Annotated in this window: 25 protein-coding genes; 10 read left to right on the forward strand and 15 right to left on the reverse strand. The window is 60.2% G+C overall.

Annotation, left to right across the window (positions count from 1 at the left end):
- Positions 1 to 52: 52 nt before the first annotated feature.
- Positions 53 to 2,065 carry a DUF5054 domain-containing protein gene (locus U8U01_RS07390; protein WP_322172986.1) on the reverse strand — a complete coding sequence of 671 codons (2,013 nt, stop codon included), beginning with the start codon at positions 2,063 to 2,065 and terminating at the stop codon, positions 53 to 55.
- 286 nt (positions 2,066 to 2,351) lie between these two features.
- On the opposite strand from U8U01_RS07390, the gene U8U01_RS07395 reads away from it, so the two are divergent.
- The 6 genes from U8U01_RS07395 (at position 2,352) to U8U01_RS07420 (ending at position 8,836) form a co-directional block, all read left to right on the forward strand.
- Positions 2,352 to 4,580 (forward strand): glycoside hydrolase family 3 protein, encoded by a 2,229-nt coding sequence (locus U8U01_RS07395; RefSeq protein ID WP_322172988.1) that lies wholly within the window; start codon positions 2,352 to 2,354, stop codon positions 4,578 to 4,580.
- Positions 4,577 to 5,203, forward strand: coding sequence for a hypothetical protein (locus U8U01_RS07400; protein ID WP_322172990.1), 627 nt, complete (start codon positions 4,577 to 4,579; stop codon positions 5,201 to 5,203). Before U8U01_RS07395 ends, U8U01_RS07400 begins: the two co-directional genes overlap by 4 nt.
- Before the next feature lie 76 nt (positions 5,204 to 5,279).
- On the forward strand, positions 5,280 to 5,948 hold the full coding sequence (locus tag U8U01_RS07405; RefSeq protein ID WP_322172992.1) for a hypothetical protein: 669 nt from the start codon (positions 5,280 to 5,282) through the stop codon (positions 5,946 to 5,948).
- 191 nt (positions 5,949 to 6,139) lie between these two features.
- Positions 6,140 to 6,976, forward strand: coding sequence for a DegV family protein (locus U8U01_RS07410; protein WP_322172993.1), 837 nt, complete (start codon positions 6,140 to 6,142; stop codon positions 6,974 to 6,976).
- Positions 6,973 to 7,365, forward strand: a complete 393-nt coding sequence (locus tag U8U01_RS07415) for a DUF2752 domain-containing protein (RefSeq protein ID WP_322172995.1) — start codon at positions 6,973 to 6,975, stop codon at positions 7,363 to 7,365. The genes U8U01_RS07410 and U8U01_RS07415 overlap by 4 nt, the downstream gene beginning before the upstream one ends.
- Positions 7,366 to 7,993: 628 nt before the next feature.
- Complete coding sequence (locus U8U01_RS07420; RefSeq protein ID WP_322172996.1) at positions 7,994 to 8,836, forward strand: MurR/RpiR family transcriptional regulator; 843 nt, start codon at positions 7,994 to 7,996, stop codon at positions 8,834 to 8,836.
- A gap of 208 nt (positions 8,837 to 9,044) precedes the next feature.
- Here the strand turns inward: U8U01_RS07420 and U8U01_RS07425 are convergent, their stop codons facing one another.
- Positions 9,045 to 10,421 carry a Sapep family Mn(2+)-dependent dipeptidase gene (locus U8U01_RS07425; protein WP_322172997.1) on the reverse strand — a complete coding sequence of 459 codons (1,377 nt, stop codon included), beginning with the start codon at positions 10,419 to 10,421 and terminating at the stop codon, positions 9,045 to 9,047.
- A gap of 944 nt (positions 10,422 to 11,365) precedes the next feature.
- Here U8U01_RS07425 and U8U01_RS07430 point away from each other — a divergent pair.
- The 3 genes from U8U01_RS07430 (at position 11,366) to U8U01_RS07440 (ending at position 13,257) form a co-directional block, all read left to right on the forward strand.
- A complete protein-coding gene (locus tag U8U01_RS07430) occupies positions 11,366 to 11,983 on the forward strand; it encodes a nucleoside recognition domain-containing protein (protein ID WP_322172998.1) in 618 nt (205 codons plus the stop codon).
- The gene (locus U8U01_RS07435) at positions 11,971 to 12,489 is read left to right on the forward strand and encodes a spore maturation protein (protein ID WP_322172999.1); all 519 of its coding nucleotides are present in this window, start codon (positions 11,971 to 11,973) and stop codon (positions 12,487 to 12,489) included. The genes U8U01_RS07430 and U8U01_RS07435 overlap by 13 nt, the downstream gene beginning before the upstream one ends.
- A gap of 252 nt (positions 12,490 to 12,741) precedes the next feature.
- Positions 12,742 to 13,257, forward strand: a complete 516-nt coding sequence (locus U8U01_RS07440) for an SLOG family protein (protein ID WP_322173001.1) — start codon at positions 12,742 to 12,744, stop codon at positions 13,255 to 13,257.
- A 39-nt stretch (positions 13,258 to 13,296) separates the two neighbouring features.
- Here the strand turns inward: U8U01_RS07440 and U8U01_RS07445 are convergent, their stop codons facing one another.
- The 7 genes from U8U01_RS07445 to U8U01_RS07475 form a co-directional block, all read right to left on the reverse strand.
- The gene (locus tag U8U01_RS07445) at positions 13,297 to 13,554 is read right to left on the reverse strand and encodes a Smr/MutS family protein (RefSeq protein WP_322173003.1); all 258 of its coding nucleotides are present in this window, start codon (positions 13,552 to 13,554) and stop codon (positions 13,297 to 13,299) included.
- 3 nt (positions 13,555 to 13,557) lie between these two features.
- Positions 13,558 to 14,571, reverse strand: coding sequence for a zinc-dependent alcohol dehydrogenase family protein (locus tag U8U01_RS07450; RefSeq protein ID WP_322173005.1), 1,014 nt, complete (start codon positions 14,569 to 14,571; stop codon positions 13,558 to 13,560).
- A 4-nt stretch (positions 14,572 to 14,575) separates the two neighbouring features.
- Complete coding sequence (locus U8U01_RS07455) at positions 14,576 to 14,971, reverse strand: SdpI family protein (RefSeq protein ID WP_322173007.1); 396 nt, start codon at positions 14,969 to 14,971, stop codon at positions 14,576 to 14,578.
- Between the two features lie 96 nt (positions 14,972 to 15,067).
- Positions 15,068 to 15,823, reverse strand: coding sequence for a phosphotransferase family protein (locus U8U01_RS07460; RefSeq protein WP_322173008.1), 756 nt, complete (start codon positions 15,821 to 15,823; stop codon positions 15,068 to 15,070).
- Between the two features lie 18 nt (positions 15,824 to 15,841).
- Complete coding sequence (adhE, locus tag U8U01_RS07465) at positions 15,842 to 18,442, reverse strand: bifunctional acetaldehyde-CoA/alcohol dehydrogenase (RefSeq protein WP_322173009.1); 2,601 nt, start codon at positions 18,440 to 18,442, stop codon at positions 15,842 to 15,844.
- Between the two features lie 55 nt (positions 18,443 to 18,497).
- Complete coding sequence (locus U8U01_RS07470) at positions 18,498 to 19,163, reverse strand: redox-sensing transcriptional repressor Rex (protein ID WP_322173011.1); 666 nt, start codon at positions 19,161 to 19,163, stop codon at positions 18,498 to 18,500.
- Between the two features lie 237 nt (positions 19,164 to 19,400).
- A complete protein-coding gene (locus tag U8U01_RS07475) occupies positions 19,401 to 20,762 on the reverse strand; it encodes an MATE family efflux transporter (RefSeq protein WP_322173013.1) in 1,362 nt (453 codons plus the stop codon).
- Between the two features lie 193 nt (positions 20,763 to 20,955).
- Between U8U01_RS07475 and U8U01_RS07480 the strand changes: the two genes are divergently transcribed.
- Positions 20,956 to 21,537, forward strand: a complete 582-nt coding sequence (locus U8U01_RS07480; protein ID WP_322173015.1) for a TetR/AcrR family transcriptional regulator — start codon at positions 20,956 to 20,958, stop codon at positions 21,535 to 21,537.
- Positions 21,538 to 21,598: 61 nt separating this feature from the next.
- Here the strand turns inward: U8U01_RS07480 and U8U01_RS07485 are convergent, their stop codons facing one another.
- The 6 genes from U8U01_RS07485 to U8U01_RS07510 form a co-directional block, all read right to left on the reverse strand.
- Positions 21,599 to 22,417, reverse strand: a complete 819-nt coding sequence (locus U8U01_RS07485; RefSeq protein WP_322173017.1) for a tRNA 2-thiocytidine biosynthesis TtcA family protein — start codon at positions 22,415 to 22,417, stop codon at positions 21,599 to 21,601.
- The gene (locus U8U01_RS07490) at positions 22,417 to 23,121 is read right to left on the reverse strand and encodes a tRNA threonylcarbamoyladenosine dehydratase (protein ID WP_437124386.1); all 705 of its coding nucleotides are present in this window, start codon (positions 23,119 to 23,121) and stop codon (positions 22,417 to 22,419) included. Before U8U01_RS07490 ends, U8U01_RS07485 begins: the two co-directional genes overlap by 1 nt.
- An 8-nt stretch (positions 23,122 to 23,129) precedes the next feature.
- On the reverse strand, positions 23,130 to 23,306 hold the full coding sequence (locus tag U8U01_RS07495; RefSeq protein ID WP_322173020.1) for a hypothetical protein: 177 nt from the start codon (positions 23,304 to 23,306) through the stop codon (positions 23,130 to 23,132).
- 15 nt (positions 23,307 to 23,321) lie between these two features.
- Positions 23,322 to 24,023, reverse strand: a complete 702-nt coding sequence (locus U8U01_RS07500) for a flavin reductase (protein ID WP_322173021.1) — start codon at positions 24,021 to 24,023, stop codon at positions 23,322 to 23,324.
- A 122-nt stretch (positions 24,024 to 24,145) separates the two neighbouring features.
- Positions 24,146 to 25,402: a serine hydroxymethyltransferase gene (glyA, locus tag U8U01_RS07505; protein WP_322173022.1), complete on the reverse strand. Its 1,257-nt coding sequence runs from the start codon at positions 25,400 to 25,402 to the stop codon at positions 24,146 to 24,148.
- Positions 25,403 to 25,478: 76 nt separating this feature from the next.
- Positions 25,479 to 25,910, reverse strand: coding sequence for a hypothetical protein (locus U8U01_RS07510; protein ID WP_322173024.1), 432 nt, complete (start codon positions 25,908 to 25,910; stop codon positions 25,479 to 25,481).
- Positions 25,911 to 25,912: the final 2 nt, after the last annotated feature.

Below are 25,912 nucleotides of genomic sequence, written 5' to 3' on the forward strand. Positions count from 1 at the left end.
CTTCCCTCTCTTTCTTTTCTGATGGGTTTCCCCAAAGTTTCCTATAGGCGCCCTATTGCAGGCTGACGCTAAACGCGAACCGCGCGTTCTCCCCATACCACAAGGGGAAGTTGGTCCCCCAGCGGTTGTTGCACAGCAGGTAGTACATCCCCTCCGCCGCGCTGCCGTAGTCCTCGTTCTCGTCGTACAGATGCCGCCCCCCTACCGACACCAGCGGGGCGTGCAGGCTGCGGATCACCCCCTGCCCGCTCTCCACCGCCGGGGAAACGTGCAGCTTTCGGTTGCCGCCCTCCCGCACATGGTAGGGGTCTACCGGCAGGCTCAGCTTGGTCAGGGTGATCTTCTCCCCCTCCCGGTACCCCAGGTTCATGCCGAAGAACAGCCCCTCCGGGATACGGCTGGCGTCTTTCTGGTACCATGCCAGCTCTATGCCAAGCTCCTGCCCAAAGGTATACGTCACCACCGCCAGCCGGGGTGCGCCGAACCGTTCCGCCGCCTCCTGCCCGGTAGAGAGCCACAGCCGCAGCCGGCCGTCCGCCTGTTCCACCTGGTCCACCTGGTAGGCATAGGTCCTGTCCGGCAGGTTGGGCACCTTGTCCAGGCCCGGTTTGGCAAAGTCCCCCTCGGCCCACACCCTGGTATACCGCAGTTCCCGGTTATAGCGCTCCAGGTTGTCAAACACGGTTTGGGCGCTGTACACCTGGTACACCAGCCGCCCCAGCCAAAGGTTTTCATAGGCCCTGCCGTCCTTATCCAGCACCTGTAAACTGCCGTCCTCTTCCACCCGCACGTGCCAGCCATGGGCCGTAAACTCCCGCTGGGCCGTGTTTTCCCCGCACACCGGGGCCTCCTGGGGCCGCAGGGCCGCCAGCCGCCGTCGGGCCTCGGCCTGCCAGGGGGCGGGCAGGGCGCTTACCGCGTCCTCTACATACTGGCGCTGTTCCTCCCAGGAGTCCTCCATCTTCTTATAGCTGCAAAGCCCCGCCACAAAGGTGGGCTCATGGGCCAGGGTAAATTCCCGCAGTTCCTTGCCCGCGGGCATCACGTCCTCCGGGGTAATATGGTCCCGCTGCCGGGCGGCGTAGAAGTCCTCTTTCTCCCAGTTCCGCCAGTCGGAAAGCCAGCGTTTCACGTCCCGGCCCCAACTGTGCTCCACCACCAGCAGCAGCCCCCGGCAAAAGGCCCGCCAGGCCGGCGAGTCAACCGCGGCCGGGTTGGTCTGCTCCCATTCGTCCCGCAAGCGCAGCAGTTCGTAATAAGCCGCCGATTTATACGGGTCCGTGGCCACGCCGTGTATCCAGGTGTCCCCCAGTTCCTCCGTCACCACCGGCAGTTCCTCCCGGTGGGCCAGCACCACCTGGGCAAACTCGTCCATGGTGCCCGAAACGATCTCCGCCTCCGGGTACTTCTCCCGCAGCCGGGCCATCTCCGCGGCCACGCTCTCCGGCGAGGGCGGCCCGCTGTTGTCCGGGGTATGGGCAAACTCCATGGCCACCTCCCCGCATACGCTGGAGGCCCCGTACAGGGCGGCATAGTCCAAAATCACCTCGTCCTCCCCATAGCGCAGGCGGCACAAAGGCGGCAGTTTCACCATCTTCGAGGAGCCGTTGATGCCAATATGCAGGTACTTGATGCCCGCCTTTGCCAGGTACGGCACCATCGCGTGGGTGTGGCTGGGCACATCGGTCATTTTGGCGGCAATGGTCTGCTTGCCAAACCGCTGGTCCAGCCGCCGGGAGATGCTCAGCCCGTACTGGAACAGCTTGCCGTCCATCAACTCGGTGTGGGTGGTCAAAGGCAGGCCGTGCCAGGCAATCACCCCGTCCCGGATGGCCTGTTCCAGCAGGCCGGGGTCGCCCCCCTGCTCCAGGTAGAGTTCAATCAGGAACGAGCCCACCGTCCACACAAAGTTCTTCTTGCCGTCCTGGTTGCAGGCCCTGGCCGTGGCAATGGCTCCGGGGATAAAGGTTTCCAGGTAACGGTGCAAAACCGCCTGGGCGGAATCGGTAAAGCCGATGTCCAAATGGGTCTTGTGGATCACAAGGACTTTTTTGATGTTGTTCATACCGTTTCTCCTAATGGTTGTGTTGATGGCCAGCTACCCGGCCTGTTCAGACGGCCCCATTATAACACAAGTCCCCCCAAAACGGAACAGCAAAACCGCATTTCCTTAAAATTTCTTCCCGCCCCCCGCCGCCCGGCAAAGCGCATGAAAATTCCGCTTCCCCCCTCCCTTTTGTGTTGACACTGACAGCCTCATCCGATATAATAAGGATGTATAAGCCTGCGCGTCCCGCGCACCCATCCGGCGCGGCGGCAGCGCAAACAAAACCCAGGAGGCGATCCAGCAAATGGAAAACAAGCAGGAACAGGCCTATCAGGTCTACCAAAACCCCAACGGCCCCGCCATCGGCACCGCCGGGGCCAAGATCATAGAGCAGGACGGGCTGTACTTTAAAGATCTGGCCGGCGCCGGCCAACTGCTGCCCTACGAGGACTGGCGGCTGCCGGTAGAGGCGCGGGCCAAGGACCTGGCCGCCCGGCTGTCCGTGGAGGAGATCGCCGGGCTCATGCTCTACTCCCCCCACCAGATGGTGCCCGCCGGGCCCCACGGCCCCTTCCCCGGCACCTACGGGGGCAAGGCCCTGGCCGAAAGCGGCGCCCCCCACTGGGAGCTGACCGACCAGCAAAGGCAGTTTGTGGAAAAGGACCATGTGCGCCACGTGCTGGCCACGGTGATGGAAAACCCCCAGGTGGCCGCTCGGTGGAGCAACCGCCTGCAAAGCTTTGCCGAAAGCCTCCCCTGGGGCATCCCGGTGAACATCTCCAGCGACCCCCGGCACGGCTCCAGCCAGGCCGGGGCCGAGTACAAGTCCGGCGCCGGGGACGTGTCCAAGTGGCCCGAGGGCCTGGGCATGGCCGCCACCTTCTCCCCGGAAACCTGCCGGGCTTTTGGCGACGCGGTGTCCAAAGAGTGCCGGGCCCTGGGCATCACCACCGCCCTGTTCCCCCAGGTGGATGTGGCCACCGAGCCCCGGTGGATGCGCCTGGAGGACACCTTCGGCCCCCACCCCCAGTTGGTCACGGACTTTGGCAAAGCCTACTGCGACAGCCTGCAAACCACCCAGGGCGCCCCGGACGGCTGGGGCAAGGACAGCCTCTGCGGCATGGCCAAGCACTGGCCCGGCGGCGGCCCCTGCGAGGGCGGCCGGGACGCCCACTACCCCTTCGGCAAGTTCGCCGTGTATCCGGGGGATAACCTGAGCGACCACCTGAAGCCCTTCCTGGAGGGCGTGTTCAAACTGGACGGCCCCACCGGCGCGGCCTCCGCCATTATGCCCTACTACACCGTCAGTTGGGGCGTGGACCAAAAGGACGGCAAAAACGTGGGCAACTCCTACAGCCGGTACATCATCCACGACCTGCTCCGGGAAAAATACGGCTACGACGGCATCGTCTGCACCGACTGGGGCATCACCGCGGACCCGGAACCGGAGGTCGACTCCTTCTCCAGCCGCTGCTACGGGGTGGAGGACCTGACCGAGGCCCAGCGGCACCTGCTGGCCATTGAGAACGGCGTGGACCAGTTCGGGGGCAACTCCGCCATCGCGCCCATCCTGGAGGCCTACCAAATCGGCTGCCAGCGCCACGGGGAGGCGGCCATGCGCGCCCGGATGGAGCAGTCCGCCGTGCGCCTGCTGAAGAACATCTTCCGCTGCGGCCTGTTCGAGAACCCCTACCTGGACCCCGCCGAAAGCGCCAGGGTGGCCGGCTGCGAGGAATTCTGCCGGGCCGGCTACGAGGCCCAGCTTAAATCCGTGGTCATGGTAAAAAACCAGGGCGCCCTGCCCCAGCGGGACCGCAAAAAGGTGTACATCCCCACCCGGCACATCGGCCCCATGCAGTCTTTCTTCCGCAGCAGCCTGCCCGCCCAGGATATCGACCCCGCCGCTACCGAGCTGGTGGAGAAATACTATGACCGGGTAAGCACCCCCCAAGAGGCGGACTTCGCCCTGGTGTTTATGGAGAGCCCCCTCTCCGACGGCTACTCCAAAGAGGACCGGGAGGCCGGAGGCAACGGCTATGTGCCCATCTCCCTGCAATACCGTCCCTACACGGCCCAGGCCGCCCGGCCGGAGAGCATTGCCGGCGGCGACTTCCGGGAGGCTTTCACCAACCGGGGCTATCAGGGCAAAACCGGCTTTGCCGCCAATGAGGGCGACCTGGACCTGCTGCTGGATACCAAAGCGGCCATGGGCCAAAAGCCCGTTATCGCCGTGCTGCGGATGCACAAGCCCACTGTCCCCGCCGAGTTTGAGCAGAGCGCCGACGGCATCCTCATCGACTTCGGCGTGCAGGCCCAGGCCATCTTCGACCTGGTCAGCGGCCGGGCCGAGCCCAGCGGCCTGCTGCCCGTGCAGATGCCCGCCAATATGGAAACCGTCGAGCGCCACTGCGAGGACGTGCCCTTTGATATGGAGCCCTACACCGACGCCGCCGGCCATTGCTACGACTTCGGCTTTGGCATGGACTGGAGCGGCCCCATCCAGGACGAAAGGACAAAACGGTACACCAAATGAACAAGATAAACCCCACGCCTACCCTGCCCGATTCCATGCACCCCCACGAAAAAGCCCTGGCCCGGTTCCAGGTGGACGGCGCGGCCGTGGACCTGGTAGAGTGGCAGGAGTCCCTCTGGTGCGGCAAAATCCGCTACGCCCCCGGCAATACCGGCGAGCCGGACGTGGAAAAGTTGATGGAGGAGTTCGTGGCCCTGGGCGACGCGGACCTGTCCCCTGTAGGCCCGGAGCCCGGCTGGGATGTGTGCATGAGTTTCAACTACCTTTCCGGCCAGCGGCCCAGCGGCGTGTTTTTCGGTTTCCGGGTAGAAAGCCGGGCCCAGCCCCAGGGGTTTGACCTCCGCTGGCTGCCCGGTGGCCAGTACCTGCGGGTGGAGATCAACGAACAGACCGCCCGCGCCCTGGAAAAAGAGCCCTGGCAAGGGGGCGTCCCCCCCTACCAGTGGATCTGCCAAAGCTTTGGCCCCCGGCTGGGCTTTGCCTGCGAAGACAGCGGCCTGCCCATCACCGAGTACTACCGCCACGCGGCGGACGGCAGCATCACCGGCTGCTGGATGTACGTCCCCGTTACCGGCCGGCTGGAGGGCGGACCCCAAATAAATTCCGTCCCATCCGCTATATAGGGGTAATTTTTTCCAGCTTTTAACCGATATAGTAAATAGACGGCGATTGACATAGTATAGAAGGAGGAACCATCCCATGGCATTAGAATTTGATCCCAGTGTAAACCGTTACCAGGCTGTTTCCAATTACACCAAAACCACCCAGGCCACCGGGGCCGGCAAGCCCGCCGAACCCGCCAAAGAAGCGGAAAAGACCGCCGGGTCCGGCGCGGCTGCGGGTAAAGTCGAACAGGCCCCTGACAGCGTAGAGCTCAGCAGCGACGCCAAAAGCATCAATAAAATGAGCGACAGCGACCGGGCCGCCCTGGTCAAAAGCCTGAAGGCCGACCTGGACAACCAGATGAACCGGTTCATCAACATGATGACCCAGACCTTCCAAAAGCAGGGCATGACCGCCAAGTCCGCCGAGGATGACAGCTTTTGGCGTATGTTCGCCTCCGGCAACCTGAATGTGGACCTGGAAACCAAGCAGGCCGCCCAGGAGGCCATTTCCGAGGACGGCTATTGGGGCGTCAAGCAGACCTCCCAGCGCATCTTCCAGATGGCCCAGGCCCTGGCGGGGGATGACCCGGAGAAGATGAAGGAGATGCAGGACGCCGTAGCCAAGGGCTACGCGGCTGCCGGCAAGGCTTGGGGCGGCGACCTGCCCGACATCGCCGGCCAGACCATCGACGCGGTAAACAAGATGTTCGAAGACTACTTTGCCGGCGAAAAGACCGAAGAAACCGGAAAAACCGAAGCCTAAAGCATCCAAAACATAAAAAGGGCGGTCCCGCCGGCGGGGCTGCCCTTTTGTTATGGCCGCCGGGGCCCTCCCCTTTTCAAAAAATCCCCCCATTATTACCCCAAAAGCCCAAAACCGGTTGACCCGCCCCCCACTCTGGTGTATAATCATGATGTCTGTACAGAATCATCCCCGAAAGGAATGTGGATACAATGGTAAAGATCCTCACCGACAGTTCCTGTGACCTCTCCCCGGCCCGCTGCGAAGAGCTGGGCGTAGAAATGCTGCCCATCACCGTAAACTTTGGGGCCGAAAGCTACCGGGCCCATGTGGACCTGAGCAACGAAGCCTTCTACCAAAAGCTGGCGGCGGCCACCGAGCTGCCCAAAACCGCCCAGATCCCCCCCGCCTTCTTTGAGGACAAGTTCAAACAGTACCAGGAAAGCGGCGACCAGGTGGTATGCCTGTTCATCTCCTCCATGATGAGCGGCACCCTCCAATCCGCCCGCCTGGCCAAAAACCTGCTGGGCGCCGACAACATCCACCTGCCCGATACCCTCAACGTCACCTTCGCCCTGGGCCTGCTGGTAGAGGAAGCCGCCAAAATGCGGGATCGGGGCCTCTCCGCCGCTGATATTGCCGCCGAGGTGGAAAAGCTGGTGCCCCGGGTCCGGCTCTGGGCCCTCATCGACGACCTGAAATACCTGAAGATGGGCGGCCGCCTCTCCGCCACCAGCGCCCTGGTGGCCAGCATTCTGGGCATCTGCCCCATTATCACCCTGTCCGGCGGCCTGGTGGAGGTGGTAGGCAAGGCACGGGGCCGCAAGGCCGCCTTCAAGTACATCCAGGGCATGGTGGAAAAAGAGCCCATCTCCGGGGACTTTTCCGTAACGGTAGGCCACGCCGCCGTGCCCAAGGTCCGCGATGACTTCATGGAATACATGGACGCCGAGTTGAAAAAGCGCCAGGTGCACAAGCTGGATATCGGCAGCATTGTGGGCACCCACACCGGCCCCGGCGCCTGCGGGCTGGCCTATATCCGCAAGTGAAACGCCGTCTCCTCCAAGCCGCCGCCGTGCTGCTGGGCCTGGCCCTGCTCTGCCTGCTGATGCTCTGGCTGCGCCCCCCCTGCCTGATCCTGCAATACACCGGCCTTTACTGCACCGGCTGCGGCGTCACCCACATGGTGGCCGCGTTGCTGCGGGGGGACCTGCCCGGGGCCGCCGCCCAAAATCCCTTCATGCTCCTGGCCCTGCCCCTGTGCGCCCTCTGGCTGCTGGCAGAGGCCGCCCGCTACGTTTTGGGCAAGCCCCCCCTTTGCCGGGGGCGCTGGGCCCGCCCGGTATTTGGCGTCCTGTTGTTGCTGGCGGCCCTGTTCACCGTGCTGCGCAACCTGCCGGGTTTTTCCTGGCTAGCCCCCGCCTGGGCTGCCGGCTGACCCCTCCCCCGTATTTTTTCATCATGATTCGACAATTTTCCGGCTGTTTATAATGCTTTTTTAGCATATTTAGTTAACATAAAATCTTTATTGTCCGTTCGTTTTGTACTCCAAAGCGAACGGGCTTTTTTATATTTATTATTCTTTATGTGAAAGTATTTGTATAAATAACATTTGCAGCCCAAAAATTCTTGAAAAAACTTATCAAAAATACCAAAAATCCCTCTTGCATTTCCCTTTTAAACGTGCTATGATAAAGTAAAATAAACCACCAAACGGCACACGTTAGTTGTAAAATAATTTTTCATACCTTCTCTTTTACTTTTATCACACAATAACTTTCTCATTATGGGCGCATTTACTATTAATGTATGAAAAAATTATGCAAATTTCCTCTTGACTACCGGCCAAAATAATTCTATAATAGAAAATGGCAAAAAAAGTCAAAAAAGTTCGAGCAGGCCCTTTGACCGGCAACGGCAAAACCGCTTTCCGGGCCGTGCGCCAGCGCACGCGGACAGCCTTTTTGGCGGCACGTTTGCGGCTTATGGCAACAGAGAATAACAGCCCGGAAAAGCCTTCCGGGGACTAGATTTTCATAGGCAGGTGCTGATAAGTGGCAGGAGTAGTGTTAAAATTAAATCAGATGCTGGAGGACCTTCCGGTTTCAGAGCGGAAGGTGGCCCGCTACGTTTCCCAAAACCTGGACCACATGGTGGGCCTTTCGGTAGAGGAACTGGCCGGCCGCAGCGGCTCCAGCCAGGCGGCGGTGGTACGCTTTTGCAAAAAGCTGGGCTACCACGGCTACCGGGATTTTTCCATCCAGTTGGTCAGTGAGCTGGCCGTGGCCCAGCGGGCCAATGTGCAGCGTTCCGGCTATAGCGACATCCGGGCAGGCGAAAACGCGGGCAATATCATCCGCAAAGTCTGCCACCACAACATACAGGCCATCGAGGACACCTTCTCCCTGGTAGAGCCCGAACGGGTGGAGTTGGCCGCCGACAAGCTCTTCCTGGCCCAGCGCATCGACGTATACGCCATGGCCGCCTCCAACCTGGTGGCCCAGGATGCCCAGCAAAAGCTTATGCGCATCAACAAGCGGGTCACCGCTTACGCGGACCCCCACCTCCAGCTTTCCTCCGCCTCCACCCTCACCCCCGCCGATGTAGCCATCGCCCTCTCCTGGTCCGGGGAAACCCGCGAGGTGCTGGAGTCCGTAGAACTGGCCCGGCTCAACGGTGCCTTTGTAATCGCCGTCACCCGGTTCGGCAAGGTCACGCTGGCCTCCCTGGCTGACGTACACTTCGGCCTCAGCGCCCCAGAAATGGCCATCCGTAGCGGCGCCATGAGTTCCCGCATCGCCCAAATGACCATGGTGGATATCCTCTTCTCCTGCGTGGTCAGCCGCCATTATAAAGAAACCGTCCCCTATCTGGAGCGCACCCGGCAAGTCACCCGTGCCAACCAGTAAAGCCCCGTATACAAGGCAAGCCCGACAGCATCCCCGCTGCCGGGCTTTTTTGCCGTGCCGCATAACCAACCGCCGGCCCTCATATGGATATAGCAAACGCACTTGCCAACCGGCGCGCCGGTTGGCAAGCCGGGGGGAGGCCATAGCCTCCCCACCCGGTTCCAAAGAGGCATCGCCTCTTTGGAACCGCGTTTGCGGTCACACGGGCTTACTCCGCGGTCAGCATCCGGTACATGGCCTCCAGGCAGATCTGCGCGTGCAGCTTAAACCGCCGCAGGTCGATCTGCTCGTTCACGTCATGGGCATGGGTGGGCTCCTCGTCCGGGAATCCGGGCCCAAAGCCCACACCCTTGCCGAACATCTGCCGGGCATAGGTGCCGCCGCCCATGGAATAGATGCTGCACGCCTCCCCGGCCACAGCCTTGTACGCCTCCGAAAGCAGCGTCACCAACTGGCTCTCCTTGGGCAGGTACAGGGGTTTCGCGTCCGAAAGCAGGGTATATTCCAACCCGGCCTCTGCCGCGGCCTTCGCAATGGTGTCCGATACCCATGCCCCGTCCTTGGTAGCCGGGTAGCGGATATCCACCGTCAGGCTGCAACCCTGGCTGTTGGCGCTCACCAGGCCCAGGTTGAAGGTCAACGGGCCGCTGGGCTCGTCGCTGATGGCCACCCCCAAGGGGCTGCCGTCGGTGCACAGGCCAATCTTCTCGTGGATAAACCGGAAGAACCCGCCCAGCCGTTGGGCCCCAAAGACCTTTGCCAGCAGTTCCACCGTGTAGGCGGCGGCGTTCTTGCCGTGCTCCGGTGCCGCGGCGTGAGAGGCCTTGCCCTTGGCCAGTATCTTCGCCCCGTCCTCTGTCCGGGTGATTGTAAAGGCAATGTCCCCCTCCCTGGCCGCGTCCGCCAGCCGCTGGTACTCCTCGCCGGTGCACACCACCTGGCACTCCGCCTTGGCGGGCACCGCGTTGGGCACCGTGCCCGCGGCAAAGCTCCTAATCAGCGGCGAGTCGTTCTCCCCCTTTACCTGCAAGTCAATAATCCCCTTCTCGCAGTGGCAAATGCCATAGCCCGAGTCCGGGGTAAAGCCCATGTCCGGGTGCTGCTCTTTCGAGAAGTAGTAGGGCATATCCGCCATGCCGATCTCCTCCGCCGAGCCGAACACCACCCGCAGCTTGCGGTTGCCCTTTACGCCGGCGTCTTTCAGGGCCCGCAGGCAGTGCAGGGCCACCACCGCCGCGCCCTTGTCATCCGAAACGCCCCTGCCAATGGCCTTGCCGTCCCGCAGGGTCAGGGTAAAGGGGTCGGTGTCCCAGCCCTCCCCGGCAGGCACCACGTCCAGGTGGGCCATCACCACCGCGTTGCCCTCGCTCTGGCCGTACTCGGCGTGGGCGGCGTAGTAGTCCACGTTTTTGGCGGCCAGGCCGTAGCCCTTGGCCATCTCCACCACTGTGTCAATGGCCTTGGCGCACTGGTCCCCAAAGGGGTGCTCCCCCTGGGCCGGCACCGCCACCGAGGGGATCGCCACCAGCTTGCCCAGGTCGCTTACAATGTCGTCCCAGTAATCCAGAATTTTCTCTCCAAACATACGCTCCGTCCTTTCTAAAATACGCTACAAGCCTATGATATACCCTTTTGAACCCGAAGTCAACTTTATTTTCCGCCCCGCCCCCCTCCGCCAACCGCCCCACTTCCCCTCGGTAAACCATCCGCCCCCTTCTACCAGCCACCCACTTCCTCAAACTAAATCCCTCCTCCCCCCTCACCACCCCAAACTCCCACCCTCCCCCATCCTCGCCCCTCCCCCTTCACTTCATCTTGATAAACCGCCCGCCACCCTTCCTCCTCCCACCACTCCTACCTCACCAACCCAAACTCCCCCCTCTCCTCTCCCGCTCTCACCCCTCTCCCTTCACTTCATCTCGATAAACCGCCCGCTGCCCTTCCTCCTCCCACCAACCCCACCACACCAACCCAAACGCCCACCTCTCCCATCCTCGCCCCTCTCCCTTCACTTCATCTTGATAAACCGCCCACCCCCTCCCACCATTCTCACCTCACCAACCCAAACCCCCACCTCTCCCACCCTCGCCCCTTCCCCTTCACTTCATCTTGATAAACCGCCCACCCCCTCCCACCACTCTCACCTCACCAACCCAAACGCCCCCCTCTCCTCTCCCATCCTCGCCCCTCCCCCTTCACTTCATCTCGATAAATCGCCCTTCTTCCTCCAACCTCCCCACTTCACCAAACCAAAATCCCAACACACCTCCCCCAACACCACAACCCTGCGCATTTCACCGCAACCCCTATACTTTTTCACAACATCCCATTAGCACATCATTGTACCAAATAAAACCCCCTCCAAGACCCCCATAATACCCCCTCCCTATCCCCCTAAGACCGCCCTCCTATCCCCCTACTATCCTGCTAAGAACCCCCTACGATCTCCCCCTAAATTGCCCAATTTTCCCCTTCCCACCCCCTCCCGGCCGCCCCATCACCCCGCCCCATCCGAAAAGGAGATACCCTATGATCAACACCATCTGGTTCGGCATGATCGCCCTCAGCGTCGTCTGTGCCGCCGCAAACGGCCGCCTTGGGGCCCTTTCCGCCGCCGTCATGGACGGCGCCCAAGACGCGGTAGAGCTGTCCATCTTCCTGCTGGGCAGTATGTGCGCCTGGCTAGGTTTCCTGCGCATCGCCGAAGAAAGCGGCCTTACCGGCCTGCTGGCGCGGGGTTTTGCCCCCCTCATCAACCGCCTTTTCCCCGATTTCCGGGACTCCTCCGAGATCAAAGGCAAAATCTGCATGAACCTTTCCGCCAACCTGCTGGGTCTAGGCAATGCCGCCACCCCCCTAGGCCTTTCCGCTATGGAGGCCATGGCAAAGCAGCAACCAGGCCCCCTACCCAGCCGGGGCATGGTGCTGTTTGTGGCCATCAATACGGCCTCTTTACAGCTTTTGCCCGTGAATATGGCCGCCATGCGTGCCTCCTGCGGCAGCGCGGCCCCCTTCGGCATTTTGCCCCAGGTCTGGGCCACCTCCCTGTGCGCCCTGTGCGCCGTAGTGCTCTGTTGTAAGCTAATGGAGCACCGGGATGCCCCCCTGCAGCCCCCAAAAAGGAGGGGATCTGGATGGAACAGCTAGGGGCCATGGCCCTCCCCCTGATTGTGGGCCTGATTGTACTGTATGGTTTCAGCCAGGGTGTGGCGGTTTTTGACGCCTTCCTGGCCGGGGCAAAGGAGGGCATCCGCACCTCTCTGGGCATTTTGCCCACGCTTATCGGGCTGATCGTGGCGGTCAACATGGTACGGGCCTCCGGGCTGCTGGACATGGTCTGCCAACTGGCCGCCCCCCTGACCCAAGCCCTGGGCCTGCCGGGCGAGTTGGTTCCCCTGGCCTTGCTGCGGCCTATTTCCGGCAGCGGCTCTTCCGCCTACACCCTCTCCCTGCTGGAGCAGTTCGGCCCTGACAGCCCCACCGGGAAAATCGCCTCCGTGCTGTCCTCCTCCACCGAAACCACCTTCTATGCCATCACCGTGTACTTCGGCGCGGTGCAGTGTAAAAAGCTGCGGTACACCGTGCCCGCGGCCTTGCTGGGTGATATGGTAGCGGTCGTCCTCTCGGTGCTGACCGTACGCTTGTTTGGATAGCCGCCCCTTACATTTGGTAAAATCGCACAAAAACATCTGTATACCCCTTTTCCCATTTCTCTTGATTGTAAAGGTTTCTCCTTGCCAACCGGCCCAGGCAGGCATTTTTCTCCCCAGCCCCTAATATCCTTTGACAAGCCCCTTCTGATGTGCTATACTATAAAAAAGAAATTATGTTCGCAGCGAAAGGGGCGTGGGTTTATGGTAGATTGGGCCAAAGAGCAATGTGGTTGCTTTACAGGCCATCGCTTTTTGCCGAAAAATGACCTCCCCTGGCTTCGCCGCCGCGTAGGGCTGGAGGTCGTCCGCCTTTGGCGGCAAGGAGTACAGGTCTTTTTGGCCGGCGGCGCCCTGGGGTTCGATACCCTGGCCGCCCAGGAAACCCTACGCCTGCAACAGGGGCTGCTCCCCGGCATCCGGCTGGTACTGGTGCTGCCCTGCCTGGAGCAGGAAAAAAACTGGCCCATCCGGGACCAGTTGGCCTACCGGGAGATCCTCCGCCAGGCCAGTGATGTGATCTATACCAGTGGCCCCTATACAAAGGGGTGTATGTTTCAGCGGGATCGATATATGGTAGAAAAAAGTGCCCACTGCATCTGCTACCTCCGGCCCGGCCAGGTGCGGGGGGGCACCCTGTATACCGTCAATTTTGCCCGCCGTTCCGGCTTGCAGGTCAGCAACCTTTTCGGCCGCTGCCCGGCCATGCAGCCGGCCCTGCCGCCCTCGGCAATGGCCGCGCTTGACCGTCCAACCGTTTCCACAACATAAAAAGCAAGGCCCGTCGCTGGAATGCAACGGCCTTGCTTTTTAGCCTTTTTTACGTAAGAGCAGGCGGGTTTCCCCCGGGTTCAGGGTGGGGAGCACCGCTTTTATTTTGGGGTGATGCAGCCCCTGCCGCACCATCTCTTTCAGCACGGTACCCTGGTTGGAACCGTGGATCACCCGCAGTTCCTTTATGCCGGCAGGGGCGTGATCCAGCCAGTTTAGCAGCAATTCCCTGGCGTCAGCCTCATAAAGGCCGTGCAGGTCTGCCGTCATCACATCGCCTGTGCGCCTAAACCGCATGGCTTACTGCTGGGGCATCACCAGCACCTTGATGGACTCTGCCCCGCTTTGGGCGGCAATGGCAGCGGGCAGTTCCTTTAGCGGGTAGCGGTGGGTGATGATGGGCCCAAAGTCCAGCTTACCGGCGTTGATCAGCGCCACAGCCCTGGCATGGGTGTCAGGGTTCACAAAGGATCCCTTAACAGTCAACTCTTTCTTATACACATCAAACAAGCGTAAAGGGAATTCCGCTTCCGGCTTTGGCACACTGAACAGCACCACCGTAGCCCCTTTGTTGGCAAAGGCAAACGCGCTGGCCACCGCCGGGTTATTGCCCACGCATTCGATGACCACATCGGCTGCCCCTTCGGCCCGGGCGAACTGGGCCGGGTCGGTGGGGTCTAAGGCCCAATCGGCGCCCAGGATTTCCGCTGCCTGGCGGCGGGCGGCATTGGGCTCGCTGAGGATAAGCCGGGCCGCGCCGGACAGCCTGCATAGCTGTAGCATGATCAGCCCAATCGCCCCGCCGCCTACCACGCACACCGTCTGGCCGGGCTTGATGCCTGCCAGGTCTATACCATGGAGGCAGCAGGCCAGCGGCTCGGCCATCGCCCCCGCCTCATAGGGCACTTCCGGGGCCAGCCGAAAAGCTTGGGCAGCGGGCACCAGGCTGTACTGGGCAAAGCCCCCATCCCTGGTAACGCCTACCGCCTCCATAGCCGTGCAAAGCTGCTTTTTGCCGTTGCGGCAGTGCTGGCACTGGCCACAGTAGATGTTAGGGTCAACGGTCACATGGTCGCCTACAGCCAGCCCGGTAACCCCTTGCCCTACGGCTACCACTTCCCCGGCGTATTCGTGCCCCAGCACCACCGGCGGGTTTACCTCCGCAGAGCCCGGCTCGCCGTTTTTGATGTGCACATCCGTGCCGCACACACCGCAGGCCATATTTTTTATGGCCACTTCGCCAGGCCCCGGCGCGGGCAGCTCCGTTTCACGAAACGCAAACGCGCCATCGCCTATAAAGAAATGCGCCTTCATGGTATCACTCCTCTGGTTTATTTTTCCTGTTCCCGTCCTTGTCAAAGGTGCGTTTTAGCGCCCGTTCTGTCAGCCAAACAGAACCCAACATCGGCACCATCTGCACCCCGGAAACCAGGCCGCATACCGCGCCTACCTTGTCCCCGTCCCGGCCAAACACCAGCAGCAAGCCTACAACCGTCAGGGGCAAAAGCGCCAGCCCCATACGCCACCACAACCGGCCGCAATACTGGTGGGCAAAGGCCCAGGTATCTTCGTTTTTCATAGAGCGGGCCGAGCGGTAGCCAATCAGGCCGTTGATCTTATCGGGCGTGCCCCGGCGGAACATCCAGCCAAAAAGGACCATTGTGCCGGGAACCAACAGGCATACCACCAGCGAAAACACCCAATACCATCCCATAGCAAGTACCCCTTTCTCTAGTTTTTCCGTCATGGCGGAAAAGGGAGGCTCAGTGCCTCCCTTCCCTTACTCTTGCATATATAAGACCCGCGGGGCTTATTCGTACTCGACCACGTTCACCCAGCCCATCAGGAATTCCTTCTCCTCAGGCTTGCCCTTTACAGACTGGCTGGCCGCTACGATGGGCAGCCATTTCTGCACATACTGCTTGGCAGTGTCAGACTTTTTGCAGAAGATGTCCAGGTACTTCTCCGCGCCGTCCATATCGCCGTTCAGCCAGAACAGCAGGTAGGTACGGGCCGCGTCGGCGCTGGCGTTGCCCTGGGTAGCGTGGGCCCAGTCCAGCACGGCATAGCCGCCGTCAGGCTTAATGATCACGTTGGAGGGGTTGAAATCCCCGTGGCACAGCTTGCGGTGCTTGGGCAGGCTGTCCAGGCGGGCGTCCAACTCATAACGGGTGGTGGCGTCCAGCCCGGTCTGGCTGATCTTCCTGCGCATCTTGTCCTGCAACAGGGTCAGCATGGGGGCGGTATGCTGGTGCAGCTCCAACTGGATGTCCACCAGGCGTGCCAGATACTCTTCCTTCTTCTCCGGGTTCTCGGCGATCAGCCGGTCCATGGTCTTGCCCTCAATGTAATCGGTGACAATAGCCCACTTGCCGTCTACCATCTCCACGCCCTGTACGCGGGGCATGGATACGCCGGTTTCCTCTACACGGGCGATGTTCAGCGCCTCGTTCAGGATGTCCGCCTTGGAAAAACCCTCGTCAAAAACCTTGACCACCCGGTCTCCTTCACGATATACGGTCTTGGAGGTGCGCGCCGCGATCACTCTTGCATTTTCCAGATTCATGTGTATACTCCTCCCTAATTATTTGCCGTAGTAGCACTTGAGGTAGATGTCCTTGATCTCGCTCATCAATGGGTAGCGGGGGTTGGCCCCGGTGCACTGGTCGTTGAAGGCGTTCTCCACCATCTCGTCCAGGGTAGCCTTAAAGGCCTCCTCGGTGATGCCGTAGTCCTTAATGGTCTTCTTAATGCCGATGATCTCCTTGAGTTTCTCCAACTCGTTGATCAGGCTCTCCAGCAGCTCGTCATCGTTATTACCGGCAAAGCCGCAGGCGCGGGCGATCTCGGCATAGCGGGCTTTGGCATGGGGGTACTGGTACTGGGAGAAGGTGCCCATCTTGGTGGGGACTTCAACGGCGTTGTAGCGGATGACATCCGTGAGGATTACCGCGTTGGCTACGCCGTGGGGCAGGTGATGGTACGCGCCCAGTTTGTGGGCCATGGAGTGGTTCAAGCCCAGGAACGCATTGGCAAAGGCCATACCGGCGATGCAGCTAGCCTCGGCCATCTTCTCGCGGGCAATGGGATCCTTGGCGCCGTTCTCATAGGCAGAGGGCAGGTACTGGAACACCGCCTTGATCGCCTGCAAAGCCAGGCCGTCGGTGAACTGGGAGGCCATGATGGACACATACGCCTCGATGGCGTGGGTCATGGCGTCAATACCGGAGGCGCTGGTCAGGCCCTTGGGCTGGTTCATCATGTTGTCCACGTCCACAATGGCCATGGTGGGCAGCAGCTCATAGTCTGCCAGGGGCCACTTGGTGCCGGTCTTTTCATCGGTGATAATGGCAAAGGGCGTAACCTCAGAGCCGGTACCGGAGGAGGTGGGGATCGCCACCATCATGGCCTTGCCGCCCATTTTAGGGAACCGGTAGATACGCTTGCGGATATCCATAAAGTCCATGCTCATGGCCTGGAAGTCCGCGTCCGGATGCTCATAGAGCACCCACATGATCTTGGCAGCGTCCATGGGGGAGCCGCCGCCCAAGGCGATGATCACGTCGGGCTGGAAGGAGCGGATCTGCTTTACACCCTCCATCGCGCAGGCCAGGGTCGGGTCCGGGGCCACGTCGGCAAATACGGCGTACTGGATGCCCAGTTCGTCCAGCTTATCGGTCAGGGGCTTGGTGTAGCCGTTCTGATACAGGAAACTGTCGGTAACGATGAACGCCTTCTTCCGGGCGTAATCGGTCTTAAGCTCTTCCAGGGCTACGGGCATACAGCCCTTCTTAAAGAACACCTTCTCAGGCGTACGGAACCACAGCATATTCTCTCTCCTCTCGGCCACGGTCTTAATGTTGATCAGGTGCTTGACGCCTACGTTCTCCGAAACGGAGTTGCCGCCCCAGGAGCCGCAGCCCAAAGTCAGGGAGGGGGCCAGCTTGAAGTTGTACAGGTCGCCGATGCCGCCAAAGGAGGAGGGGGTGTTGACCACGATGCGGCAGGTTTTCATGGCAGCCTGATGGGCAGCCAGTTTCTCCTGCTGGGTCACGTCGATATACAGGGAGGCCGTGTGGCCGTAGCCGCCGTCCTCAATCAGGCGCTCAGCCTTCTGGATGGCGTCCTCAAAGCTGGTGGCCTTGTACATGGCCAGCACGGGGGAGAGTTTCTCGTGGGCAAACTCCTCGGAGATATCCACGCTCTCTACCTCGCCGATAAGGATCTTGGTACTCTCCGGCACGGTAACGCCGGCCAACTGGGCGATCTTGAAAGCGGACTGGCCCACGATCTTGGCGTTCAGGGCGCCGTTGATGATGATGGTCTTGCGCACCTTGTTCAGTTCGGCCTTAGATAGGATATGGCACCCGCGGCGGACGAACTCAGCCTTGACCTGGTCATACAGAGGCTCCAGGGTGATAACGGACTGCTCGGAGGCGCAGATCATGCCGTTATCAAAGGTCTTGGAGTGGATGATGGAGTTGACGGCCAAAATCGGGTCGGCCGTGTCGTCAATAATAGCGGGCACGTTGCCGGCGCCCACGCCCAAAGCCGGGGTACCGGAGGAGTAAGCAGACTTTACCATGCCGGGGCCGCCGGTGGCCAGGATGATGTCAGCCTCCGCCATGACCAGGTTGGTCAACTCCAGGGAGGGGGCGTCGATCCAGCCGAAGAGGCCTTCGGGCGCACCGGCCTTTACGGCTGCGTCCAGCACAACCTTGGCAGCGGCAATGGTGCACTTTTTGGCACGGGGGTGGGGGCTGATGATAATGCCGTTGCGGGTTTTCAGGGCCAGCAAGGTCTTAAAGATGGCGGTGGAGGTGGGGTTTGTGGTGGGGATAACGGCGGCAATCACGCCGATGGGCTCGGCAATTTTACGGGTGCCGAACGCCTTGTCCTCCTCAATCACGCCGCAGGTCTTGGTATTTTTGTAGGCGTTATAGATATACTCGGCCGCATAGTGGTTCTTAATGACCTTGTCCTCCACAATGCCCATGCCGGTTTCCTCAACGGCCATCCTGGCCAGCGGGATACGCTGAAGGTTGGCGGCCATAGCCGCGGCGCGGAAAATCTCGTCCACCTGCTGCTGGGTAAAGGTGGCGTACTTTTTCTGCGCCTCACGCACCCTTGCCAGCATTTTTTCAAAGGTTTCCACGTTTTCCACGATTTCGTAATTTGTCTCCATGAAATTGCCCATCCTTTGCTGTTTATTTGGGGGAACACCGGGCAAGGCCCCTTGCCTATACCGGGTTTCCCTTCGTGCTGAATCGTTCTTTCAGGTGGTTGGAAAGCAGCGCCAGCGACACTGCCATGTTCTCGTTTTGCACCAAAATGCCCTCCGGCACTTGCAGATGCGCGTTGGCGAAGTTCCATACCGCCAGGATGCCGCTATCTATCAGTTGGTCGCACACCGCCTGGGCGTGCTCCCCCGGCACCGTGATGATCCCGATGTGTATGCCCACCCTGCGGCACAGGTCTGGCAGCTTGTTCATGGGCATGATCCGCTTTCCGGCCACCTCCCGGCCGGAAAGGGCCGGGTCCGCGTCAAAGCCTGCCAAAATGTTCAGCCCATATTGGGGAAAGCCGCTGTAGGCAAGCAGCGCCTGCCCCAGTTTGCCCGCGCCTACCAGCACGGCGTCCTGGCTGTTGTCATAGCCCAAAAAGACCTCCAACTCCTTGATCAGTTCTAACCGGGCATAGCCCACTTTGGGCCGCCCAATGCTGCTGACCGAGGCCAGGTCTTTGCGCACCACCACATCGTTGAGGCCCAGCGCCTCAGCCACAGCCGTGGCGGAAACGAACTTTTTGCCAGCGCCGGAAAGGCTGCGCAGGTAGTTCAGGTAGGCCGGCAGCCTTTGCAGGGTCTGCTTGGAAACACACCGGTCCGGCACGATTATCACCTCCATTCCCGCTTTGCTCTGGTCATATTCTCTTACTGCTTATAATATAGCACATTCCGTGCTAAAAGGGAAGTATTAATTTTTATTATCGATAAAGAAATATCGATAGGCCCCACCGGAATATTTGTGGATTTTCCACCAGCATTTCCCCACAGAAAAGGCCGGGGATACCCCCAGCCTTTCTCTTCCTGCCCCCGCTATCCCCTTCGGGAATGCCCTACAAAAAGACGCGCCCAAAGGTGGTCACGCGGCCTGCGCGGTGGGCTGGGACAGGCCCATCCCCCCGGCGGATTGCCGGGACCATTTGATACAAAGCGCAACGCCAATCGCCGTAGAAATCAAATCGGTTACAGCACCGGCGAATACCAGCCCAGGCAAACCAAGTAGTGCCTCGCCCGCAAACACCACCGGGATGAACACGATCCCTTTACTGAGCAGGGATGTGACCGTGGCATAGCTTACCTTGCCGGTACCCTGCAAGTAGGCTGAACATAGCTGGTAGATGCCCCCTACCGGTGCGGCCACCAAGCTTAGCATCATAAATTGGCCGATCTCCAACACCTGCTGGTCATCCAGGAAAGCCCGCACAAAGCCTTCCCGCCCCAGCAGGAACCCGCCTCCCAGCAAGGTGCTCAGCAGGGTGGTGGCCGCACCGGTCACCCATACAATCTGCCGCAGGCGCTGCCGGTCCCCCATCCCAAAGGCATAGGAGATCACAGGCTGCATCCCCATACACACGCCCATAACGATCATGCCCACCAGCATACCGGCCTTACCGGCCACCCCATTGGCCGCCACAGCCACATTGCCGTACTTTACCAGCAGTTGGTTGCTGAACATGGAGGAAAAGCACATCAGCACTGTGCCCAGGGCCATGGGCACGCCCAAGCCCATTACCCGCAGGGAGATATCCCGTTTTAGGGTGAAGTATCTGGGCGAAAAGGTGAAACAGTCTGACTGGTGCACATGGAGGATGACCAGCACGCAACTGACCACATTGCCCAGCACGGTAGCTGCCGCTGCCCCTGCAATCCCCCAGCCAAAAGCCAAAATGAACAGCGGATCCAGCAGGATGTTCACCCCGGTGCCCACCAGAGAGATCATCATCATTTTGGCCGAAGAGCCGTCTGCCCGCAGGGCATTGCCCAGTGCCCCACAGAACATCATAAACGGCGAACACAGCGCCACAATGGACAGGTAGGTTTTCGCCGCCCCGGCGGTTTCGGCATTGGCGCCCATCAGGCCCAAAAGGGGGGCCATAAAGAGCAGCATGGCCGCGGACAGCACTACCCCGGTCCCCACCGCCGCCCAGGTGCAAAAGGCGGTGTAGTACTTCACCTTTTCCCGGTCCCCCTGGCCCAGGGCCAGGGCAATGGCCGTGCAAGCCCCGGCCCCAAACAGCGTGCCTACGCCCTGGAAGATGTTGAATGCCGGCCCGCACAGAGAAATAGCCGCCACCTGCATGGTTTCCCCTGTCTGCCCCATAAAGAACACGTCGGCCATATTGTAGAGCACGTTGACGATCATAACGACAATGACCGGCAGGCCCATCGTAAACAGCAGTTTCCAGACGGAGGCCTCTTTCATCATTTTCTCGTTTTGCACAGAGATTACCCCTTTCCTTATATAGCGCTGGGAGCGATAGGCCCCTGCGGGCAGTCCCATCCCAAAAAGCTGCAAAACTTTTATCCCAACACTTGTTTTTTCTTTGTGCCTATAGTATAATACAGACATATGTTGGTTTCAACCATCAATATATCAACTATTGTTGATTTAATACCTATCCAGGAGGGGAACTATGAATAAGCCAAACAACAAGCGCTCCCGTGACACGGACGACGCCATCATCCGGGCAGCTTTTGCGATTATGGTGGACAAGAACAAGCCTGTCAGTAAGATCACCGTGCGGGAGATCTGTGAGATGGCAGAGATCAACCGCTCTACCTTTTACGCCCATTACACAGACGTCTATGACCTGTTTGAAAAGGTGGAACGGCAAATTGCCCAGATGTGCGCCGATACCATCCTTACCCACATACAGAGCGGGGGCATACAGGCCGCCATCGAGGGCGTGTTTGCCTTTGTGCTGGGCTATCGGGAGTTTTATCAGGTCTACAAGGAAACCAACCGGCTCCCCTATCTGGTCGAGATCCTTGCCTCCCCCTTTAAAAATCAGGTAGACAGGATCTTGGCAAAAGATTTGGGCTACGGCATACCGGGAGAAATGGCCTACCACTTCGACTTTTTTACAGCGGGTATGGGCTCTATGTTGGAGCGCTGGCTGGACACCGGCTGTAAGGAAACGCCCCACCAGCTATTTGAGATTCTGGTGCGGGAATACGGCCCCCATTCTCTACTGCGCACCTGGGTGGAGCAATAACAGCGCACCATTTTGGGCATAAAAAAGCAGCGCTCCCCTTGCGCTGTCTTTTTATGCCTATTTAACCGTCATACCGCTCTAAAAAGCTGTGGGCCTGGCCGCCTTCCTTATAGCCGGGGAAGGTACCGGCGCACAGGCTGTGCAGGCTGGTAAAGATGTTCTTCTCCACATTGGGGTTGGCCTTGCGCAGGCCCGCCAACAGCTCCTTGACCTCCTGCCGCTTGGAGCCTCCGCAGGCCGCCGCCTGCTGGGTAAACCTGCAGGCACAGCGGAGGAACGCTAGGCCGTTATACCGCTGCCAGGACAAGATGGCCTCCTCATGCACCCGGTACAGGGGGCGTATTAGTTCCATACCGGGGAAGTTCTTGCTGTGGAGTTTGGGGGGCATACACTGCAACTGGGCGCCGTAGAACATGGCCATCACCGTGGTTTCGATCACATCGTTAAAGTGGTGCCCCAGGGCGATCTTATTGCAGCCCCGATCCTGGGCCTGCCGGTACAGGTGCCCCCGGCGCATCCGGGCGCAGAGGTAGCAGGCGTTTTTATCGCCCCAGTCCGCCACGTCAAACACATTGGTTTCAAACACCGTCAGGGGGACATGGAGCAGCCGGGCGTTCTCCATCAGCCTGGCCCGGTTCTCCGGGCTATAGCCGGGGTCCATGGCCAAAAATACCAGTTCAAAGGGGAACTCCGAGTACTTCTGCAAAAGCTGCATCAGCTTTGCCAGCACCATAGAGTCCTTTCCCCCGGAAATACACACCGCCACCCGGTCCCCCGGCCGCAGCAACTGGTAAGTTTTGACCCCCGCGATAAAAGGGGCCCATATCTGCTTGCGGTATTTTTTTGTGAGGCTCCGTTCCGCCTGCTCCCAAAGTTCCATTATCCTTTACCCCATCCTATCAGGTCTTTTATCACTTCCCCGGCCAGTGCCAGCCCTGCCGCCGGGGGAACAAAGGCCACGCTGCCGGGCAGGGGCCTGTCCCCTTCCCCACCGGGGAATAAAGGCGGCTCGGTGGAGTAGACCACTTTCAGCCGTTCTATACCCCGGCGGCGCAACTCCCGGCGCATGACCCGGGCCAGGGGGCACACACTGGTTTCGTAGATATCCCCCACCCGGAACGCGGTGGGGTCCAGCTTATTGCCCGCCCCCATAGCGCTGATAATGGGCACGCCCTCCCGGCAGGCCCGCTCAATCATAGCCAGCTTGGCTGTCACCATATCGATGGCATCCACAATATAGTCGTACCGGGCAAAGTCCAACCGCCCGGCTGTTTCCGCCGTGTAGAAAAAAGGGTGCTCTTCTATCTCCGCCTCCGGCGCAATGGAACGCAGCCTCTCCCCCGCTGCCTGCACTTTGGGCATCCCCAAAGTGGCGGTGGTGGCGAATAGCTGCCGGTTCAGGTTGGTAAGGCTATACGTATCTCCATCGATGAGGGCCACAACCCCCACACCGCAGCGCACCAGGGCCTCGGCGGCATAGCCCCCCACGCCCCCCAGGCCGAACACCGCCACCCGGGCCCTTTGCAGGCGCTCCACCCCGGCCCGGCCCAGGAGGAGTTCCTCCCGTTCCAGCATCCCGTCCATGGGGGCCCCTAGCGTTCCGGCCATAGCGCCATCGCCAGGCCAACGGCCCCCAGCAGGATAAACACGCCCGCCCACCAGATATCAAAGAACGCGAAGGTAAACCCTCCTATGCCCATAACCTGGAATCCCAGCGTCAGCAGGATACTGAACAGGAGAATGGCAATTCCTTTGAGTTTCCGTTCCATGCTATCCACTTCTCCTTATTTTTTGCGCACAAAGGCCTTTTTGGGCATTTTGCAGATGGGGCAGCACCAGTCGGCGGGCAACTCCTCAAAGCCGAAGTTGGGGTCGTGGTACTCGTACCCGCACACCGAGCACACAAACCGCTCGCCGGAAAGCCGTTCGCCTGCCTGCTGGCTGGCAAGGTAGGTGGGGGCCTTTTTGGGGGATACGCCCCCCAGCTTTTCCACATAGTACTGGTAGGTCATGGGCTTGTAGGGCTCAAACTTACCGGCGCACTCACGGCCGCCGGTGATGTCGCTGCCGGCCACGATCTCCGCCAAAAACAGCACCTGCCCCCCTGCCGGCAGCTTTGCCTTGACCTGGCACAGGAACCAGCAGCAGGTATTCTCCTTAATGACCGGCACACCTTCCATCAGCACCTTGTGGCGTATGTTTTCCAGCTTGCCACCACAGCGCCCGCTGGTAAAACCCAGGGCCCCGATGACAGTGGCCGGGGTTTCCTCGGAGAGCACGGAGATGCTGAACACCCCGCTTTCCTCTATGCAATGGCAGCTATAATTTTCGGCGTTCATAGAGAGGGCCACCAGGGGCGGGGCAGAAGGGGAGGTCTTTGTCACCTGCATCACCGTGTTGACAATGCAGGCGCTGGGGCCGTGCTCCCCTTTTACACCGATGGCGTACATACCGTAAGAAAAATTGCCCAATACCAGGGGTTTCATATGCAACACCTCTTTCGAAATTTATATTTAAAAAGCAAACAAGTAACCTGTCTTAAAAGCTTTCAAAGGTTCCCAAGCCGCCGGAGGCTCCAAAAGCCGTTGGCCCGGCCTTTAGGCTTTCCTTACTCGTACAGCGGGAACCTGCCGCAGATACCCTCCACCTTCTGGCGTAGGCTATCTATCTTCCCCTCGAAACCATCTTCCATGCACGCCGCGATGCAGGCGGCTATTTCGTCCATCTCCGGCTCTTTCATCCCGCGGGTGGTCACAGCAGGGGTGCCCAGGCGCACGCCGCTGGTGACAAAGGGGCTGCGCTTTTCTCCTGGCACGGTGTTCTTGTTGGCGGTGATGTACACCTCGTCCAGCCGCCGCTCCAACTCCTTGCCTGTCAGTTCCCGGTCTGTCAAATCCACCAGCATCAAGTGGTTATCCGTGCCGCCGGACACCAGCTTTACCCCCCGTTTTAGGAGGCCATCCGCCAAGGCTGCGGCGTTTGCCACCACCTGTCGGCCATACTCCTTAAAGGCAGGCTGCAAGGCCTCACCCAAGCATACGGCTTTCGCGGCAATAATATGCATCAGCGGCCCGCCCTGGGTGCCCGGAAAAATGGCCTTGTCGATCTGCTTGGCGTACGCCTCCCGGCAGAGGATCAGCCCGCCCCGGGGGCCCCGGAGGGTCTTGTGGGTGGTGGTCGTCACCACGTCGCAGTAGGGTACAGGGTTCTGGTGGCACCCCGCGGCTACCAGCCCGGCGATATGGGCCATATCTACCATAAGCTTGGCGCCGCAGGCGTCGGCAATCTCCCGGAACCGGGCGAAGTCAATGGCCCGGGGGTAGGCGCTGGCCCCTGCTACGATCAGCTTGGGCTGCTCCTTTAAGGCCAGTTCCATCACCTTATCGTAGTCGATGCAACCCGTTTCCGCATCCACCCCATAGGGCACGAACCGGTACAGCGCCCCGGACATATTCACCGGCGAGCCATGGGTCAGGTGCCCACCCTGGGAGAGGTCCATACCCAGCACCGTGTCGCCGGGCTGCAAAAAGGCAAAATATACGGCCAGATTGGCCTGGGCCCCGGAGTGGGGCTGCACGTTGGCGTGCTCGGCGCCAAAAAGCTTACAGGCCCGTTCCCTGGCTATGTCCTCCACCTCATCCACATGGACGCAGCCGCCGTAGTAGCGGTGGGCAGGGTAGCCCTCGGCGTACTTGTTGGTAAGCACCGTGCCCATAGCAGCCATTACCGCCGGGGAAACGATATTCTCCGAGGCGATCAGTTCCAGGTTGCGCCGCTGGCGGGAGAGTTCCCGGTTCATTGCCGCGGCGGTGTCGGGGTCGCTCGCCCCTACAAACTCTATTGCGTCCATCAGTTCCTTGTACATACATTGCCTCCTGTTATCCATTATATATTAATCTTTCCGTTTACCTGTCCCGTAAAGCCGTTCCCCGGCAAAACAGTTATTGGCCAAAAAGCCCCTCCGCCACATTTACAAACACATCCGGCTCCTTCAAGGCGTGGGCCTCCCCGCCCCACCAGCCGGTAATCCAGTTGGCCCCGGCGGTCAGTTCCCGGCCGTCCCGCAACACATAGGTAACGGCCACGTCCGGCCCAACTTCTTCCGAATCCTCCGAAACCGGCGTAAAGGGCTGGTAATTCAGGTGGTTCAGCAGTTTTACTGCCAGCCCGATGTCCTCCCGGCCAGTCACTTCGGTGGTTTTGCCTGTCCCCAAAAACTCCACCCGCACAAGTTCCACTTCCTCCGGGCTTGGTACTCCCCATATAGGCATACCGTGCAGCAGGACAAACAGGACTGCCGTCACCACCACAGTCAGGGCCACCGATACCAGCATACGGGCCAAAAACTGCCAGGCTTTTTTCCCAGTGTCCATCT

The organism is Acutalibacter caecimuris (assembly GCF_034335085.1).
GTDB lineage: Bacteria > Bacillota > Clostridia > Oscillospirales > Acutalibacteraceae > Acutalibacter > Acutalibacter caecimuris.

Coding starts and splice junctions, on each gene's coding strand:
- U8U01_RS07500 (WP_322173021.1), bottom strand. CDS start 24,023: ATGAAACCCCTGGTATTGGGCAATTTTTCTTACGGTATGTACGCCATC.
- U8U01_RS07470 (WP_322173011.1), bottom strand. CDS start 19,163: ATGGAGGTGATAATCGTGCCGGACCGGTGTGTTTCCAAGCAGACCCTG.
- U8U01_RS07395 (WP_322172988.1), top strand. CDS start 2,352: ATGGAAAACAAGCAGGAACAGGCCTATCAGGTCTACCAAAACCCCAAC.
- U8U01_RS07425 (WP_322172997.1), bottom strand. CDS start 10,421: ATGTTTGGAGAGAAAATTCTGGATTACTGGGACGACATTGTAAGCGAC.
- U8U01_RS07400 (WP_322172990.1), top strand. CDS start 4,577: ATGAACAAGATAAACCCCACGCCTACCCTGCCCGATTCCATGCACCCC.
- adhE (WP_322173009.1), bottom strand. CDS start 18,442: ATGGAGACAAATTACGAAATCGTGGAAAACGTGGAAACCTTTGAAAAA.
- U8U01_RS07435 (WP_322172999.1), top strand. CDS start 11,971: ATGGAACAGCTAGGGGCCATGGCCCTCCCCCTGATTGTGGGCCTGATT.
- U8U01_RS07510 (WP_322173024.1), bottom strand. CDS start 25,910: ATGGACACTGGGAAAAAAGCCTGGCAGTTTTTGGCCCGTATGCTGGTA.
- U8U01_RS07455 (WP_322173007.1), bottom strand. CDS start 14,971: ATGGGATGGTATTGGGTGTTTTCGCTGGTGGTATGCCTGTTGGTTCCC.
- U8U01_RS07480 (WP_322173015.1), top strand. CDS start 20,956: ATGAATAAGCCAAACAACAAGCGCTCCCGTGACACGGACGACGCCATC.
- U8U01_RS07390 (WP_322172986.1), bottom strand. CDS start 2,065: ATGAACAACATCAAAAAAGTCCTTGTGATCCACAAGACCCATTTGGAC.
- U8U01_RS07485 (WP_322173017.1), bottom strand. CDS start 22,417: ATGGAACTTTGGGAGCAGGCGGAACGGAGCCTCACAAAAAAATACCGC.
- U8U01_RS07410 (WP_322172993.1), top strand. CDS start 6,140: ATGGTAAAGATCCTCACCGACAGTTCCTGTGACCTCTCCCCGGCCCGC.
- U8U01_RS07430 (WP_322172998.1), top strand. CDS start 11,366: ATGATCAACACCATCTGGTTCGGCATGATCGCCCTCAGCGTCGTCTGT.
- glyA (WP_322173022.1), bottom strand. CDS start 25,402: ATGTACAAGGAACTGATGGACGCAATAGAGTTTGTAGGGGCGAGCGAC.
- U8U01_RS07495 (WP_322173020.1), bottom strand. CDS start 23,306: ATGGAACGGAAACTCAAAGGAATTGCCATTCTCCTGTTCAGTATCCTG.
- U8U01_RS07460 (WP_322173008.1), bottom strand. CDS start 15,823: ATGAATCTGGAAAATGCAAGAGTGATCGCGGCGCGCACCTCCAAGACC.
- U8U01_RS07405 (WP_322172992.1), top strand. CDS start 5,280: ATGGCATTAGAATTTGATCCCAGTGTAAACCGTTACCAGGCTGTTTCC.
- U8U01_RS07445 (WP_322173003.1), bottom strand. CDS start 13,554: ATGCGGTTTAGGCGCACAGGCGATGTGATGACGGCAGACCTGCACGGC.
- U8U01_RS07490 (WP_437124386.1), bottom strand. CDS start 23,121: ATGGACGGGATGCTGGAACGGGAGGAACTCCTCCTGGGCCGGGCCGGG.
- U8U01_RS07450 (WP_322173005.1), bottom strand. CDS start 14,571: ATGAAGGCGCATTTCTTTATAGGCGATGGCGCGTTTGCGTTTCGTGAA.